Source organism: Paenibacillus barengoltzii G22, assembly GCF_000403375.2.
Lineage (GTDB): Bacteria > Bacillota > Bacilli > Paenibacillales > Paenibacillaceae > Fontibacillus > Fontibacillus barengoltzii.
The window spans coordinates 500,447-516,666 of record NZ_KE159652.1; the positions used below are offsets into that span (position 1 = coordinate 500,447).

Below are 16,220 nucleotides of genomic sequence, written 5' to 3' on the forward strand. Positions count from 1 at the left end.
TGAATGAATGAAATTCATAAATAATTCATAAAAAACTCATAGAAATCCCAGGGGAGCCGAAGGCTACTGTGATATAATTAACATAGTTTGTTTGTGATACATGCTATAGATACTTCTTTCAAGGCAGGTGAACTTGCAATGCACATCGTCGTAGTTGGGTTAAACTATCGCACGGCGCCTGTGGAAGTCAGGGAACGCTTTTCTTTATCAGATACGGACATGCCGCAAGCGCTGCAGGAGCTCTTACGTACCAAGAGTGTATTGGAAGGCGTAATTATTGCCACCTGCAATCGTACGGAAATCTATGCCGTAGTTGATCAACTGCACATGTGCGGGTCCTTCGTTCGCAGTTTTATGGAACGCTGGTTTGGGGTTCCTCGCGAAGAATTTACCCGCCATTTATATATATATGAAGATGAACAAGCGATTCGCCATCTGTTCCGCGTTGCGTGTGGTTTGGATTCGATGGTGTTAGGGGAAACCCAAATTCTCGGCCAGGTCAAAAATGCGTTCTTGCTCTCGCAAAGGGAGAAATGCACCGGAACATGGTTTAATATGTTGTTTAAACAAGCGGTCACACTGGGCAAACGTGCCCATTCCGAAACCGCCATCGGGGAAAGTGCTGTTTCGATCAGCTATGCTGCCGTGGAGCTGGGCAAGCGGATATTTGGCAGCTTTGAAGGCAAACGCGTGCTGATCCTTGGCGCCGGCAAGATGAGTGAATTGACGGCCAAGCACTTGAGCGGTGCGGGTGCGGAAGAAGTGCTGGTGGCCAACCGGACCTTCGCCCGGGCTCAGGAGCTTGCTGCGAAGTTTCATGGCGTGCCGTGCACCATGCAGGAAGCGATGGAGCGGTTGGAAGAGGTGGACATTCTGATCAGCTCGACCGGTGCGGAAGGGTATGTGATCACTTCGGCGCAGGTTGCCCGCAGTATGAAGCGGCGAATGGACCGCCCGTTGTTTATGATCGATATCGCTGTGCCGCGGGATATCGAACCGGCAATCGGTGAGTTGGATCAGGTATTCCTATATGACATCGACGATCTCGAAGGTATCGTAGAGAGCAACATGGAGATGCGCCGCGCAGAAGCGGTCAAGATTGAATCGATGATCGAGGACGAAATCGCCGCCTTCGGAACATGGCTGCAGACGCTGGGTGTGAAGCCGGTCATTCGCGCGCTGCAGGAGAAGGCTTCTGACATTCACCAGAATACGTTGGACAGTCTCTTTAACAAGCTGCCGGAACTGGATGAACGGCAACGTAAGGTGATTCGTCGTCTCACCAAGAGCATTTTGAACCAAATGCTGCATGATCCGATTAATCGGATCAAGGAGCTGGCTGGCGAAAGTCAAGGCACGAACGCGCTGGAGCTGTTTACGCAGATTTTTGCGCTGGAGGATCGTTTGGAAGAACAAGACAACGCCCCTTCCGGATCCGGCGAGGAGATCTCTGCCTCACGGGAAGCCCAAGAACGATTAGCGTCCCGGGCGTCTGAAGGGTTGGCAGGACTTGAAGACGAGCCCCCAAAACAGGCCCCCTTTGAGCCGGAACCTTCATTGCCGCTAGCGAAGGTGTCTGTATAACTGGATAAGTGAAACCGCGAGAACGCCCTGAGCCCTCTGCCGGATGCACCCGAATCATGGCTGATTCGACGCTGAAGCGGAGGGGGAAGGGCTTTTTTTTGAAGGGATGAACATGGAAAATTGCGGCAGGGTAAGGTATGCTAATAATCAGTTGAAGCAGGAGGGATGCGTCATACCTCATTATGTGCCTGTCCTATTAAATTTGGCCGGTCGTCGTTGTGTCGTGATTGGCGGCGGACCAGTTGCCGAACGGAAGGCGACGATGCTGGCAGAGGCCGGAGCGGTAACCGTGGTGATTAGTCCCACCGTAACGGAAGGCCTGCGGCGGCTCCATCAAGAGATGGCGCAGGTAGAGTGGATCCAACGGGAGTATCGACAAGGGGATTTAGCCGGAGCGTTTCTTGCTTTTGCTGCGACCGATCGCCCGGAGGTAAACGCCGCTGTAGTCGCCGAAGCTGACGCAGAGGGCATCCCGATGAATGACGCGAGCGAAGGGTCGCGAGGCAGCATGATTACACCTGGCGTTTTGCGCCGCGGGAGGCTGGTTGTAGCCGTCTCCACCTCGGGAGCGGGACCCACGGCCGCACGGGAGCTGATCCGCGAGATTGACGAACAATTTGGCGAGGATTACGAGCGTTACATTGACTTTTTAAGCTCGGCGCGGGCTTTTATTAAGGCGCGAATCGACGATGCCGTAAGACGGAAACGTCTGTTTCGGAAGTTGGCCGAGACCGATATATTGACCTTGATCCGGGAAGGAAGCTTTGAGCCGTGGAGCGAAGCAACGATGATCGCCTGGATTGAGGAACAGACGGAGGAATAAGCATGACGAAGCGAACGATAGTGGTGGGTACGAGACAAAGCCAGCTGGCGCTGACCCAGACGGGACAGGTTATCGACGATTTAAAAGCGATCTGCAAGGAGCACAACCTGCCTTTTGATTTTGAAATCCGCAAGATCGTAACCAAGGGTGACCGGATATTGGACGTGACATTGTCCAAAGTAGGCGGCAAAGGACTGTTCGTGAAGGAAATTGAGCAGGCGATGCTGAATGGAGATATCGATTTGGCGGTCCATAGCATGAAAGACATGCCTTCCGTGTTGCCGGACGGATTGATGAACGGTGCGGTGCCGCGTCGTGTTGATCCGAGAGATGCGTTGATATCAAGAGATGGACGGAGTCTTGACGAATTGCCGCAGGGGGCGAAGGTAGGGACGAGCAGCTTACGCCGTGCCAGTCAGCTGCGCGCTTATCGCCCGGATCTCGTGTTGGAGCCCATTCGCGGCAATATCGATTCCCGGTTGCGCAAGCTGGAGGAGGAAGGTTTTGACGCGATCATTTTGGCTGCGGCGGGATTATTTCGCATGGGCTGGGAACATCGGATTACGGCATTTCTTCCCGCAGAGGTCTGCCTGCCAGCTGTAGGTCAAGGCGCGCTTGGCATCGAATGCCGCGAGGATGATGAAGAGGTGCGCCGTCTCTTGTCCTTATACAACGATCCGGACACGGCGGTGACGGTGGCTGCAGAGCGCCGATTCCTTGGCGTGCTAAATGGCGGCTGTCAGGTGCCGATTGGAGCGTATGCGACGTTGTTGCCAGAGGAAGGGACAAGCGGGGAGACTGGTCATCCGCGTTTGCGGTTGACGGGGATGGTTGGTTCAGCAGACGGAACGACGATTTTGAAAGAAAGTGCCGAGGGATCAGATCCGGTCGAGCTGGGAGAGCAGCTTGCCGGCCGCCTGATCTCGATGGGAGCGGCTGCATTATTACAAGAAACCGGGGAGTGAACGAATATGGCTGGTAAGGTGTATCTGGTTGGCGCAGGCCCTGGAGATGCGCGATTGATTACGCTGAAAGGGCTTGATTGTCTGGAGAAGGGCGACGTGATCGTCTACGATCGTCTGGCCAATCCCAGCCTGCTGCGAAGAACGAAGCCCGGAGCAGAGAAAATCTATGTCGGGAAACGAACCGACCGTCACACGATGAAGCAAGAGCATATCAACCAGCTGTTAGTTGATTTGGCGTTAGAGGGGAAGACCGTCGTTCGCTTAAAAGGCGGCGATCCGACAATCTTCGGCCGCGTTGGGGAGGAGGCGGAGCTGCTGCGGCAGCACGGGATTCCTTACGAAATTGTGCCGGGGATTACGGCGGCCATTTCGGTGCCGGCTTATGCCGGTATTCCTGTCACCCACCGGGATATGGCTTCCTCAGTGTCAATCATTACGGGGCGTGAAACCCCGGATAAGCTGGATCAGTCCATTGACTGGGAGAAGGTGACCAATGCGACTGGCACCCTGGTGTTTATGATGGGCGTAGCCAATATTGGTCATATCAGCAGACAGCTGATCCATTACGGACGCCCGCCCGAAACGCCAGTTGCGCTGATTCGCTGGGGAACGAGAGCCGAACAGGAGACGCTGGTCGGGACGTTGGCGGATATTGAGCAAAAGGTACGCGAAGCCGACTTCAAGCCGCCGGCCGTCACGGTCGTTGGCGAGGTCGTGGCTCAACGGGAGCAGCTGATGTGGGCGGAATCGTTGCCGTTGTTCGGCAAGCGAATTCTCGTCACTCGTTCGCGCTCGCAAGCCAGTGAATTGGTGCGCGGCATCGAGGAGCTTGGCGGCGAGCCTTACGAGTTCCCTGTCATCGACATCGTGATGCCGGAAGGCGAGGAGCTGGCTGGCACGGACGAAGCGCTCCATCAGCTTGAGCAGTACGATTGGGTGTTCTTCACGAGCGTGAATGGCGTGGAGTATTTCTTCTCGCATCTGGAGAGACTGGGGGAAGATGTCCGAGGGTTGCATAAAGCTAGAATTGCTGCCGTAGGGCCAGCGACACAGGCGGCGTTGCGCCAACGCGGAATTGCGGCGGAGGGCTTGCCCGGCAAGTTTCAGGCTGAGGGCCTGATGGAAGCGTACGGCAGCGAGTTGAAGCCCGGACAGCACGTGCTGTTGCCGCGCGGCGATCTGGCTCGCGCGTGGTTGCCTGCTGCCTTGCGCGAGAAAGGCTTGACCGTCACCGAGGCGGTGATGTACCGGACGGTGCCAGCCGGGGAGACGGATGACGAGCTGTTGAAGCTGCTCGAGAAAGGCCGGATCCACGCCGTCACCTTTACCAGCTCGTCCACGGTAACGAATCTGTTGGCTGCGCTGAGCGGCATGGGGGTGGCCGATCCGGTCGCTGCCCTGCAAGGCGTGGACATCGCCTGCATCGGGCCGGTTACGGCAAAGACGGCGGAGGATGCCGGCTTGCGGGTATCAATACTTGCGGAAGAAGCAACGATCGACAGCTTGATCCAAGCGCTCTGTGACTGGAAAACGCGGACGGCGTCGGCGAAGTGAGTTTTGTTGGTTAACACGGGGCTTCACCCTGTGCTGCATACTTAGGAGGGAATTAAATATGAATTTTCCAATCGTAAGACATCGCCGGCTGCGTCAGTCGGCTGCGATTCGCGGGATGGTACGTGAAACTGTCCTGACGGTGGACGACTTGATTCAACCGATCTTTGTCACTTATGGTAAAGGCGTCAAAAATGAGATTTCTTCGATGCCTGGCGTGTTTCATTTTTCGTTGGATACGCTGGAAGAGGAAGTTAAAGAAATCGTTGATTTAGGTATTCCGGCAGTTCTGCTGTTCGGCATTCCGGAAACGAAGGACAGCGTGGGCACTTCGGCTTATGCGGAGGACGGGATCGTACAGGAAGCGACGCGGATCATCAAATCACGGTATCCGGACTTGCTGGTTGTAGCGGACACTTGCCTATGTGAATTTACAGATCATGGCCATTGCGGGATGGTACATACGTTTGAACGCGACGGGCATGTCTGCGGCGACGTGATGAACGACGAATCGCTGGAGCTGCTGGTGAAGACTGCTGTTTCCCAAGCGCGTGCTGGTGCGGACATTATCGCTCCGTCCAATATGATGGACGGTTTTGTACAAGCGATTCGTGCTGGGCTTGATGAAGCGGGCTATAGCCATGTGCCGATTATGTCGTATTCAGTTAAATACGCTTCTTCTTTCTACGGGCCGTTTCGTGAAGCGGCGGACTCCGCGCCGCAGTTCGGTGACCGGAAGACTTATCAAATGGACCCGGCTAACGCCCGCGAGGCTTTGCGGGAAGCGGAATCTGACGTGCTGGAAGGCGCGGATATGCTGATGGTGAAGCCGGCTTTGGCTTTTATGGATATTTTGCGGATGCTGCGGGATCAATTTGATCTTCCGCTGGTCGCATACAACGTAAGCGGAGAGTATTCGATGGTGAAGGCAGCGGCTCAGCAAGGCTGGATTAACGAGCGGGCCATCGTTACTGAGATGCTGCTAGGCATGAAACGGGCGGGTGCGGATATCATCATCACGTATTTCGCCAAGGATATGGCACGTTGGCTGCGCGAGAAGCAGTAAACCTAGAACCGAGAACGGGGTTTAAACAGTTAAGGAGGGGTATCGATGAGCAAGGACATGATTGGCCGGCGGGGTGAAGAACGATCGCGCCTGGCTTTCGAAGAAGCGAAGCAGGTCTTGCCCGGCGGCGTCAACAGCCCGGTGCGGGCGTTTAAATCCGTTGGGTTGACGCCGATGTATATTGAACGCGGGGAAGGATCCCGAATTTACGATATCGACGGCAACAGCTTTATCGATTATGTGGGCTCCTGGGGGCCGTTGATTATGGGCCACGCTCATCCAGAGGTGGTGCGTGCGTTGCAGGAGACGGCTGCGAAAGGGACGAGCTTTGGAGCGCCAACGCTGCTGGAGACGCAAATGGCCAAGCTGGTTGCGGAACGGGTACCGTCGATTGACGTGGTGCGAATGGTAAACTCGGGAACGGAAGCAACGATGAGTGCGATTCGTCTGGCACGGGGATATACAGGCCGCAGCAAAATCATGAAATTCGAAGGCTCCTATCACGGCCATGCCGACAGTTTGTTGATTAAAGCAGGCTCTGGCGTGGCGACGCTGGGATTGCCGGACAGTCCAGGCGTGCCTGAAGGCGTTGCCTCCAACACGATTGCGGTGCCTTATAACGACTTGGCTTCGGTGGAGCTTGCATTTGAACGCTTTGGCGAAGAGATTGCCGGCGTCATCGTCGAGCCGGTAGCCGGGAACATGGGCGTTGTGCCGCCGTTGCCGGGATTCCTGGAAGGTCTGCGCCGGATTACCGAGCAGTACGGCAGCTTGCTCATTTTTGACGAGGTCATGACGGGCTTCCGCGTAGGTCTCAATTGTGCACAGGGGCGCTTTGGCGTGACGCCGGACTTAACTTGCCTTGGCAAGGTCATCGGCGGCGGTCTGCCGGTGGGAGCGTACGGCGGAAAACGCGAGATCATGGAGCAAATCGCACCAAGCGGGCCGATTTATCAGGCCGGGACGCTGAGCGGCAACCCGCTGGCGATGGTAGCAGGTTACACGACGCTGTCGCTGCTTACTCCGGAGGTGTACGACCGTCTGGAACGGTTGTCGGCGAAGCTGGAGGAAGGCTTTACGCGCAATGCCAAGGAAAAAGGGATTCCGTGTACGATTAACCGCGTGGGTTCGATGATTTGTCCGTTTTTTACCGAAGAGAAGGTCATCAATTACGAAACGGCAAAAACAAGCGACCTCGACCTGTTCCGCCGTTACTTCGCGGCGTTGCTTGAGCAAGGCATCAACGTAGCGCCTTCGCAGTTCGAAGGGATGTTCGTTTCGGGCGTGCATACCGATGAGGACATTGAGCTGACGATCGAAGCGCATCGCTTGGCGCTGCAAAAGCTGTGAGCGGTAAGCTAACCTGGACGCGGCGCGGCGACTGGCTCGAGCTGATGCCAGGCAAGCTGCCTCTACGTGAGGGGCAAGACCGCCTGGATGCGGCGATGGTATGGCTGGAGGAGGGGCTGCAGGCTCCTCCCAAGCTGCTGCGCCGGCTGCGGGCGGAAGGCGGCATCAAGCTTGCCGGGGATCGGTTAAGGCTGTTGGCTTTTCCGGCCAGGGCCTCCCAATATGCTCCGGTTGAGGCAGAGGTTTCGCTTTTATATGAGGATGATTTTTGCCTTGTCGTGCACAAGCCGGCAGGGCTTAAAGTCCATCCCGATGGCCATGAGGGGGACGCTTCCCGCAGGAATTCTGCTCCGCCGGACACCCTTGCCAACCGCGTCGCGGGATGGTACGCGGGTCTCGGACAGCCGATTGCCGCGGCGCATATTCACCGGTTAGACGAGTATACGTCAGGACCGGTGTTGTTCGCCAAGAACGAATACGCCCATTTGAAGCTGGATGAAGCGATGAGCCGCAAGGAGATCGGACGAACGTACATCGCGTTTGTACAAGGCGTGGTCAGTCCTGCGCTTAAAGTGATCGATCAGCCGATCGGTCGGGATCGCCACCATAACCAGCGGCGCCGGGTGTCCCCAACGGGCAAACCGGCGATCACCCATGTGGAATTGCTGGAGGTATACCCCAAACACGAGGTGAGCCTTGTTCGGTTGACCCTGGAGACCGGTCGCACGCATCAAATTCGCGTTCACTTGAGCGCGGCGGGCCATCCGCTCGTAGGGGATGCGCTGTATGGCGGCAGCACGAAGTGGATGCCTTATCAAGCGCTACATGGGGAGCGACTGGTGTTCCCGCACCCGCTCACCGGAGAAACGGTGGAGCTGGACGATCCTTGGCCGTCGGCCATGATCCAGCTGCGAGATCGCTTTCGTTGACTAGCCGGGCTGTCTGATGGCAGCCTGGCTTATTTTTTACCTAATGTGAGAAGGTCTGTACCCTCCAATCGGCAAAAAGCTGGCATGCACTCTCTTTTGTAGCATATAGATTAAACGAGGATGATTTGGATCAAGATTCATCGATTTCTAAATCAGGTTTGGATATGCTGAAAGGAGGTAACGAGTTGGCTGATCAATCCTATGGTCTCAGGTTTGATATTTATGAGCGGATACATCTTTCTGAAGATGTGATCGGCATTGAAGAGCTGGAGGAGATCGAGCTCTATCCGAAAATCCAGGTGATTCCCGGGGAGGAGTATGCCGCGCTGCGCGGCCATTTGCTGTTGTCGGGGGTGTATCGGGGAGAAGGAGAAACGCAGAAGCTGGAACATTATATTCCAGTCGAAATTACGATACCGCTAAGCCGGGTGAACCGGTTGGAGGATATCACGGTTGAAATTGAAAACTTCGATGTTGACCTGCTTAGCTCGCGCAGCTTGAATATTACAGGGGTCTTGTCGCTTCAAGGGGTGGAGACTACTACCCTCGTGTCCGAGCAAGATGCATGGAAAGATCGCGAGTTTACGACTGCCCATGTCGTACCGGATCTGCGAGAGGATGAACCGGAAGCCGAATCGAATTTAAGCGCGGAGGAATCGGAGGATTACACTTCGGCGGTGACCGAGCCTGAATCGATCCCGGCAGCGCCATTGCTGACGGAAGAAGTGCGCCAAGAGTCGGAGCCGACGTTCTCGTGGAATTCGTTAATCCGCGATACGACAGACGAAGAGTCTCAGCCGGAGCCGGAACTCGAGCTGCAGCAAGAGGAGCAGGATGAAGAGCCACAGCCCATTCCGCAATTTGCTTCATGGCAGGCGTTTCCGGATGAAGTCCTTACCGCGCAAAAACGAAGTGCGGACGAGCCGCAGGAATCCGCCGCCTGGAGAGAGGATGTCCCTGCATTCCAGGAAGCTGGTCCTTGGGCGGACAAGGAATCTGAATCGGATTTTGACGCTGCTGCAGAGGTTTTTGCTGACCAGACAGAGGAGTTGGATGCAGGCGCAACATTTGAGGAGGAGATTCGCCCATTCGCGGAATCCGCGCCAATTGAACGTGCGAGTGAAGCTGTAGAGGCGGAATATGCTGAACCGGAACGGGCTTCGGATGGGGTTGGCGAAGAAGTCGCTGCCGTGTCAAACGATACGGCGAACGAACCTGTTTTGGAGGCGAATGCGGAGGTTGAAGCGGACCAAGTTGTACCTGCCCAACCAGAAGAGAAGAAGGAAATGAAGATTGCGTTGGGGGCCAAAAAAGGGGATGACGAGGGAGATCGAGACAACTTTGGCTTAACGAAGTTGATTTCCTCTTCGGCCCGGCCTGCTCAGGAACCGCAGGAGGAAGCTTCGGATCAGGCGAGCCTGGACGACAGCAGAGACCAAGGTGAGGGTGAGGAGCTGCGGTGGAAGAACCTGTTCATCAGCAATGAGGATCAAAATCCCTTCCGCAAAGTGCGCCTCGTGATCGTGCAGCGTGAAGAGACGCTGGATGATATCGCCCAACGCTACCACCTGAGTACGCGGGAGTTGCAGCTGTACAACCGGCTGTCCGAGCATCAGGTGAATGAAGGGCAAGTTTTGTACATTCCGTGAGGACCATCCCGTGAAATCAGGCGGATTGTTGACTCCCGTTCCTTTCCAAGTTATGATAATATAGATTAAAGTAATAAGATCTATGGCAAAGACTTGGAACGGGAAGAGTAGGCAGCGTACCCTTCAGAGAGCGGAATCCACGGCTGCGAGATTCTGCAGGACATGTAGCTCGCCGAAGTCGCCCGGGAGTTGTCCGTTTGAGCAGCATCTGATATGGGGTTAGAACGGACCGGCCGCAGCCGTTATCTGCATGAGTGTCGCATTTCTTGCACCGGATGCTGAAGGAGCCGGATGCCATTGATGCGAAACAAAGGTGGTACCGCGAAAGTAAAGCCTTTCGTCCTTTGAGACGAAGGGCTTTTTGTTTTTTCTTAGGCATCATGAAGCAGGCGCGAAAGCCCGTCCGAAGTCTTATGCACACGGGTGGAGCCGATAACGCCAGTCGACTATCTTAGGATTGCCAAGGCTATGCTTATTTGTAACGGAGGTTGAATAGGATGACAGAAAATCAAGGTCAACAAACTTCGTCGGTAGAAATGCCAACGACGTACGATCCGAAAGCAGCGGAGCAGAAATGGCACCGTTATTGGTTGGAGAACGGCTTCTTTAAAGCCGGACAACGGCCGGATGCCAAGCCCTACACGATTGTGATTCCGCCGCCTAACGTAACCGGGATGCTGCATATCGGGCATGCGCTCGATTTGACGCTGCAGGATATTTTGACCCGGACCAAGCGGATGCAAGGCTATGATGCGTTGTGGCTGCCTGGGATGGACCATGCGGGAATTGCAACTCAAACAAGAGTGGAGCAGCGGCTTAGAGAGCAAGGCGTATCCCGATACGACCTGGGCCGTGAGAAGTTCCTCGAACAAGTCTGGGCCTGGAAGGACCAATATGCGGAAACGATTCATGAACAGTGGGCCAAAATGGGCGCATCGCTCGATTATTCGCGCGAGCGGTTTACTTTGGACGAGGGCTTGTCCCAAGCGGTTCGCGAAGTGTTCGTGAAGCTCTATGAGAAAGGCTTGATTTATCGCGGCAAGTATATTATCAACTGGGATCCAGCGGCGCGCACGGCGCTTTCCGATATCGAGGTGGAATATAAAGAAGTGAACGGGCATCTGTACCATCTTCAGTATCCACTGAGCGATGGCAGCGGATATATTACCGTGGCGACAACTCGCCCAGAGACGATGCTTGGCGATACTGCGGTTGCCGTTCATCCTGAGGATGAACGTTATCGTCATTTGGTTGGCAAGACGCTTCGCCTGCCGATCGTTGACCGTGAAATCCCAATTATTGCCGATGAATACGTTGAGAAAGAGTTTGGCAGCGGCGCTGTAAAAATCACCCCGGCACATGACCCGAATGACTTCGAGGTTGGTTTGCGCCATAACCTGCCGCAAATTAACGTGATGGACGAGACCGGCAAGATGAACGCGGAAGCCGGCAAGTATCAAGGACTCGACCGCTTCGAATGCCGCAAGCAGATCGTGAAAGATTTGCAAGAGATGGGTGTGCTGATCAAAATTGAAGACCACGTGCATCAAGTTGGTCATAGTGAACGGACCGGCGTTGTGGTTGAGCCGTATTTGTCGACGCAATGGTTCGTGAAGATGAAGCCGCTCGCAGAAAAAGCAATTGAAGCGCAAAAATCGGGGAACGGCGTGAACTTCGTACCGGATCGGTTCGAGAAAATCTATTTGAACTGGATCGAGAACGTTCGCGATTGGTGTGTTTCCCGTCAGTTGTGGTGGGGTCATCGTATTCCGGCTTGGTATTGCGACGAGACCGGTGAAATGGTTGTTGCCCGCAGTGAGGAAGAAGCACGGGCCAAGCTGGGACGCGACGATATCCGACAAGACGAGGACGTGCTGGATACGTGGTTTAGCTCTGCACTTTGGCCATTCTCTACACTGGGCTGGCCGAATGAGGACAGCGCGGACCTCAAACGCTATTTCCCAACGTCTGTTCTTTCCACTGGTTACGATATCATTTACTTCTGGGTTGCCCGGATGATCTTCACTTCGTTGGAATTCACCGGTCAAGTTCCGTTCAAGGATGTCCTGATCCACGGCCTCGTCCGCGACAGTGAAGGGCGCAAAATGTCCAAATCGCTGGGCAACGGCGTCGATCCAATTGAAGTTATTGAGAAGTACGGCGCTGACGCCATGCGTTACATGCTGTCCACCAGCAACACGCCGGGTCAAGACCTGCGGTTCCGTTGGGAACGCGTTGAGCAAGCCCGCAACTTCGCCAACAAGATTTGGAATGCTTCGCGCTTTGCTTTGATGAACCTGGAGGGCGTGAAGTACGAGGATATCGATATCAGCGGTGAGCTGTCGACGGCGGATCGCTGGATTTTGCACCGGATGAACGAAACAGCCAAGGAAATTACACGCTTGATCGATTCTTACGAATTCGGGGAAACGGGTCGATTACTGTACAACTTTATCTGGGACGATCTATGCGACTGGTATATCGAGTTCGCCAAGCTGTCCCTTTACGGGGAAGATGCCGCGGCGAAGAAGAAAACCCAGTCTGTACTGGCCTATGTACTCGATCGCACGCTGCGCATGATTCATCCGTTTATGCCGTTTATTTCCGAGGAAATATGGCAGCATTTGCCGCATTCTGGCGAAACGATTATGCTGGCGGCATGGCCGGAATACGACCCAGCGCTGGAAGCGCCAGACGCCGTTCAGGAAATGAACCTTCTGATCGATGTCATTCGCGCGGTGCGGAATATCCGTGCCGAAGTGAATGTGCCGATGAGCAAAAAGGTCGAGCTCGTCATCAAGCCGGGCAGCGCGGAAGTGCTGGAAGTGTTGTCCCGCAACGAGCATTACGTTCGCCGATTCTGCAACACTTCGGAGTACGAGGCTTCGCTGAACGCAAATGTGCCGGATAAAGCGATGACCGCCGTTGTAACGGGGGCCGAGCTGTTCCTGCCGCTATCGGGTCTCATTGATATCGCACAGGAAATCGAGCGGTTAACGAAGGAACTTGACCACTTGAACAAAGAAGTGGAACGTGTCGAGAAGAAGCTGGCTAACGAAGGCTTCGTGTCCAAAGCACCGGCTAAAGTGATCGAGGAAGAACGGGCGAAGATGGCCGATTATTCTGAGAAACGCGACAAGGTGCTGGCTCGAATTGCGGAACTGAAAGGTTAATTGAACTACTTCGTGATCCGAAGATGACTTTTTGAACTACAGTTCAATAAAGGTTGAAAAAGTTAGGTTTGGAGCACCGAGAAGGTTGGATGAAGCTAGGGACTGAGTAGCGGAGCGTAGACAGATCTACGTGAGCAACGGAAGTCCCGGCTGAATCCAAGATTCGACGCCGACTCTGCTTCATTGAACTACTTCGTGATCCGAAGATGACTTTTTGAACTACACTAATATTAAGTGAAGGTGACTGACATGGAGGATCGTACAGAGGAAGAAGCACGGCCGCTCAAGAGCTACGCTGAAGCGGTTGATTGGATCAACGGGCTGTTGCCGTTTGGCATCCGTCCCGGCTTGGAACGGATCGAGCTCATGATGGAAAAGTTAGGCCATCCCGAACGGAGGCTGAAATTTATCCATGTGGCGGGGACGAACGGTAAAGGCTCCTCCTGCGCTTTCCTGACCCGGACACTCCGGGAATGCGGTTATCAAGTGGGGACTTTTACGTCCCCTTATATCACTAAGTTCACAAATCGTTTCCAATATAATGAGGAAGATATCCCTGAGACGGTGCTGCTCGATCTGGCGAACCGGATTGCTCCATTGGTGGCTGAAATTTCCGAGACTGAACTCGGATCCCCAACCATGTTCGAGGTGAGCACAGCGATCGCGATTTTATATTTTGCGGAAGTGTGTTATCCCGATGTGGTAGTATGGGAGACCGGGCTTGGGGGAAGGATGGATGTGACCAATATTGTGACGCCGATCGTCTCTTTGATTACGAACATCGGCATGGATCACATGGACGTCCTTGGCGATACCATCGAGCAAATCGCCCGTGAGAAGGCTGGCATTATCAAGGCGGGAGTGCCCGTAGTCAGCTGTGCCGAACAACCGGAGGCCGTTGCCGTACTGAAGGAAACGGCGGCAGCCAAACATGCTACCCTGTATCTGATGGGGGAACAGTTCCGGTACGAGCGGGTGGCCGTGGATGCCAAGGAGCAGCAGTTGCATTTTCAAGGTCCATTCCGGGAGATGGATTTTACAATTCGCATGCTTGGGGAGCATCAATGCAAGAACGCCGCCGGCGTCATGATGGTGCTGGAAGTGTTGCGGCAGTATATGGCTTTTATCCTCGAGGATGAACAGGTGCAGGACGGTTTCCGTACCGCCTTCTGGGCTGGACGGCTGGAAGTGGTGCGGGAGGAACCTCGCCTTGTATTGGACGGAGCACATAATCCGGAGGGGGCTGCTTCGCTGGCGAAAAGCCTGCCTGAAGCGTTCCAATACCGTAAGCTGCATTTGATGATGGGGATGCTGGCCAACAAGCATCATCAGGGCTACTTGAAGCATATATTACCAATAGTGGATACGCTAATTCTGACCGAGCCCGATTTTCGCCGGAAAATGGACGCCGATGCGTTGTATGAACTCGTGGCCGAACTACAGGGGACAGAAGCGAAAGCGGATTTGGAAATCATCGTGGAACGTGACTGGAGAAAAGCCCTTTCGCTTTTGGAGTCACGGACGGAACGGGAGGATCTTGGGGTAGTCACCGGCACGTTGTATCTGATCTCGGACGTGCGGGCGGCCCTTTTGCATCAAACCGATTCTGAAAAAGGCTGGTGACCATTTTGTTAAATACGACCGAACAACACGTACATTTTATCGGTATCGGCGGATATGGCATGAGCGCCATTGCCCGCGTGATGCTGGAAATGGGGTATACCGTCACGGGATCGGACGTTGCCTCCCAAGAGTTGACGGAGAAGCTCGCCGCGAAGGGAGCAAAAATCTATATCGGCCATACCGCCGAACACGTGCATGGGGCGGATTTGGTCGTTTACTCTACCGCGCTGCCGCAGGATAATGTGGAGCGTTTGGAAGCGCAAGAGCAAGGCATACCGGTGCTGCATCGCTCTCAGATGCTGGCCCGCCTTTTGAATGAGCGTAACGGTGTTGCTGTTGCCGGAGCTCATGGCAAAACGACAACCTCGTCGATGATCGCGCTGGCGATGGAGCTTTGCGGTACCGATCCTACCTACATTATCGGCGGGGAAATTATGGACATGGGCACAAATGCCAAAGCCGGACAAGGAAAATGCGTGGTTGCGGAAGCTGACGAAAGCGACGGCTCCTTCCTGCAGTATTATCCATCACTTGGCGTCGTGACCAACATCGAGGCCGACCATTTGGAAAACTACGGCGGTGACTTCAATCGCTTGAAGGAAGCCTACGTGCAGTTTCTGAATCAGATCAAACCGGACGGCAAGGCGGTCGTATGCGGAGACGACCCAAACGTACGTGAATTGCTTCCTCGGGTACAAAGTCCGACGATTACGTACGGCATCGAAACCAACTGCGACTATACGGCCCGGGAGATCGAGCTTGGAGATCGCTGTGTTACCTTTAAAATGTATCAAGGTGACCGGGAGCTCGGAACAGTGGAATTGTCTGTGCCTGGTCGGCATAATGTTTACAATGCGATGGCGACCGTGATCGTATGCATGGAGGCAGGCATTCCGTTTGATGAAGTTGTCAAAGCGTTGCGCCACTTCCATGGCGCGAAACGCCGTTTCCAGGTGCTTGGAGAGAAGAACGGAATTCTGATTATCGACGATTATGCACACCATCCAACGGAAATCCAAGCGACGATCGCAGCGGCCAAGGCAACCGGCAAGCGAATTATCGCCGTCTTCCAACCGCAGCGGTATACGCGGACCTTTTTCTTGTTGGATGCGTTTAGCCGGGCGTTTGGAGATGCGGATGAGGTGATCATCACCGACATTTATTCACCGGCCGGAGAGAAAGCGATCGAAGGTGTAAGCTCCTCCAAGCTGGTTGAATTGATTAAGCAGAACAGCAATGCCGGCGCCCGTTACTTGCCAACGAAGCAGGATGTGATTGCCGATTTACAGCACCGGCTGAAGCCTGGCGATCTCGTGCTGACGATGGGAGCAGGCGACATTTACAAAGTGGGTTACGAGCTGGCCAAAGGGTTGTCTAACTAAATCCCCAGCTTGACACTTAATATGAACGGTCTTTACCGGGATGAGGTTCCCGGGGAGGCCGTTTTTACGTTCCTGACCAAATAGAAGCTTCACCCTTGTACAGGCTTGGCATAACCGTTGGATCG

At 54.5% G+C, this 16,220-nt stretch carries 11 protein-coding genes and 1 other annotated feature; all 11 genes read left to right on the forward strand.

Annotated elements, in window-relative coordinates; all coding sequences use genetic code 11:
• The first annotated feature begins 138 nt into the window (after positions 1-138).
• The 11 genes from hemA to murC all read left to right on the forward strand — a co-directional run bounded on the left by hemA (position 139) and on the right by murC (position 16,095).
• A complete protein-coding gene (gene hemA / locus C812_RS02455) occupies positions 139-1,584 on the forward strand; it encodes a glutamyl-tRNA reductase (protein WP_016311105.1) in 1,446 nt (481 codons plus the stop codon).
• Between the two features lie 184 nt (positions 1,585-1,768).
• On the forward strand, positions 1,769-2,407 hold the full coding sequence (locus C812_RS02460) for a precorrin-2 dehydrogenase/sirohydrochlorin ferrochelatase family protein (protein WP_051134893.1): 639 nt from the start codon (positions 1,769-1,771) through the stop codon (positions 2,405-2,407).
• Between the two features lie 2 nt (positions 2,408-2,409).
• Positions 2,410-3,372: a hydroxymethylbilane synthase gene (gene hemC, locus C812_RS02465; protein ID WP_016311107.1), complete on the forward strand. Its 963-nt coding sequence runs from the start codon at positions 2,410-2,412 to the stop codon at positions 3,370-3,372.
• Between the two features lie 6 nt (positions 3,373-3,378).
• Positions 3,379-4,926 (forward strand): uroporphyrinogen-III C-methyltransferase, encoded by a 1,548-nt coding sequence (cobA, locus tag C812_RS02470; protein ID WP_016311108.1) that lies wholly within the window; start codon positions 3,379-3,381, stop codon positions 4,924-4,926.
• Positions 4,927-4,984: 58 nt separating this feature from the next.
• Entirely contained in the window at positions 4,985-5,989 is a 1,005-nt protein-coding gene (hemB, locus tag C812_RS02475) for a porphobilinogen synthase (protein WP_016311109.1), read from the forward strand.
• Positions 5,990-6,034: 45 nt separating this feature from the next.
• Positions 6,035-7,339 (forward strand): glutamate-1-semialdehyde 2,1-aminomutase, encoded by a 1,305-nt coding sequence (gene hemL, locus C812_RS02480; RefSeq protein ID WP_016311110.1) that lies wholly within the window; start codon positions 6,035-6,037, stop codon positions 7,337-7,339.
• Positions 7,336-8,268 (forward strand): RluA family pseudouridine synthase, encoded by a 933-nt coding sequence (locus C812_RS02485; RefSeq protein WP_016311111.1) that lies wholly within the window; start codon positions 7,336-7,338, stop codon positions 8,266-8,268. Before hemL ends, C812_RS02485 begins: the two co-directional genes overlap by 4 nt.
• A 185-nt stretch (positions 8,269-8,453) precedes the next feature.
• Positions 8,454-9,917, forward strand: a complete 1,464-nt coding sequence (locus tag C812_RS02490; protein WP_016311112.1) for a LysM peptidoglycan-binding domain-containing protein — start codon at positions 8,454-8,456, stop codon at positions 9,915-9,917.
• Positions 9,918-10,002: 85 nt separating this feature from the next.
• Positions 10,003-10,265, forward strand: a binding site (T-box leader).
• Positions 10,266-10,414: 149 nt separating this feature from the next.
• Positions 10,415-13,090: a valine--tRNA ligase gene (locus C812_RS02495; RefSeq protein ID WP_016311113.1), complete on the forward strand. Its 2,676-nt coding sequence runs from the start codon at positions 10,415-10,417 to the stop codon at positions 13,088-13,090.
• Between the two features lie 249 nt (positions 13,091-13,339).
• Positions 13,340-14,713 (forward strand): bifunctional folylpolyglutamate synthase/dihydrofolate synthase, encoded by a 1,374-nt coding sequence (locus tag C812_RS02500; protein ID WP_016311114.1) that lies wholly within the window; start codon positions 13,340-13,342, stop codon positions 14,711-14,713.
• Positions 14,714-14,772: 59 nt separating this feature from the next.
• Positions 14,773-16,095: a UDP-N-acetylmuramate--L-alanine ligase gene (gene murC / locus C812_RS02505; protein ID WP_051134917.1), complete on the forward strand. Its 1,323-nt coding sequence runs from the start codon at positions 14,773-14,775 to the stop codon at positions 16,093-16,095.
• Positions 16,096-16,220: the final 125 nt, after the last annotated feature.

Coding starts and splice junctions, on each gene's coding strand:
- hemA (WP_016311105.1), top strand. CDS start 139: ATGCACATCGTCGTAGTTGGGTTAAACTATCGCACGGCGCCTGTGGAA.
- hemC (WP_016311107.1), top strand. CDS start 2,410: ATGACGAAGCGAACGATAGTGGTGGGTACGAGACAAAGCCAGCTGGCG.
- cobA (WP_016311108.1), top strand. CDS start 3,379: ATGGCTGGTAAGGTGTATCTGGTTGGCGCAGGCCCTGGAGATGCGCGA.
- hemB (WP_016311109.1), top strand. CDS start 4,985: ATGAATTTTCCAATCGTAAGACATCGCCGGCTGCGTCAGTCGGCTGCG.
- hemL (WP_016311110.1), top strand. CDS start 6,035: ATGAGCAAGGACATGATTGGCCGGCGGGGTGAAGAACGATCGCGCCTG.
- C812_RS02495 (WP_016311113.1), top strand. CDS start 10,415: ATGACAGAAAATCAAGGTCAACAAACTTCGTCGGTAGAAATGCCAACG.
- C812_RS02500 (WP_016311114.1), top strand. CDS start 13,340: ATGGAGGATCGTACAGAGGAAGAAGCACGGCCGCTCAAGAGCTACGCT.
- murC (WP_051134917.1), top strand. CDS start 14,773: ATGAGCGCCATTGCCCGCGTGATGCTGGAAATGGGGTATACCGTCACG.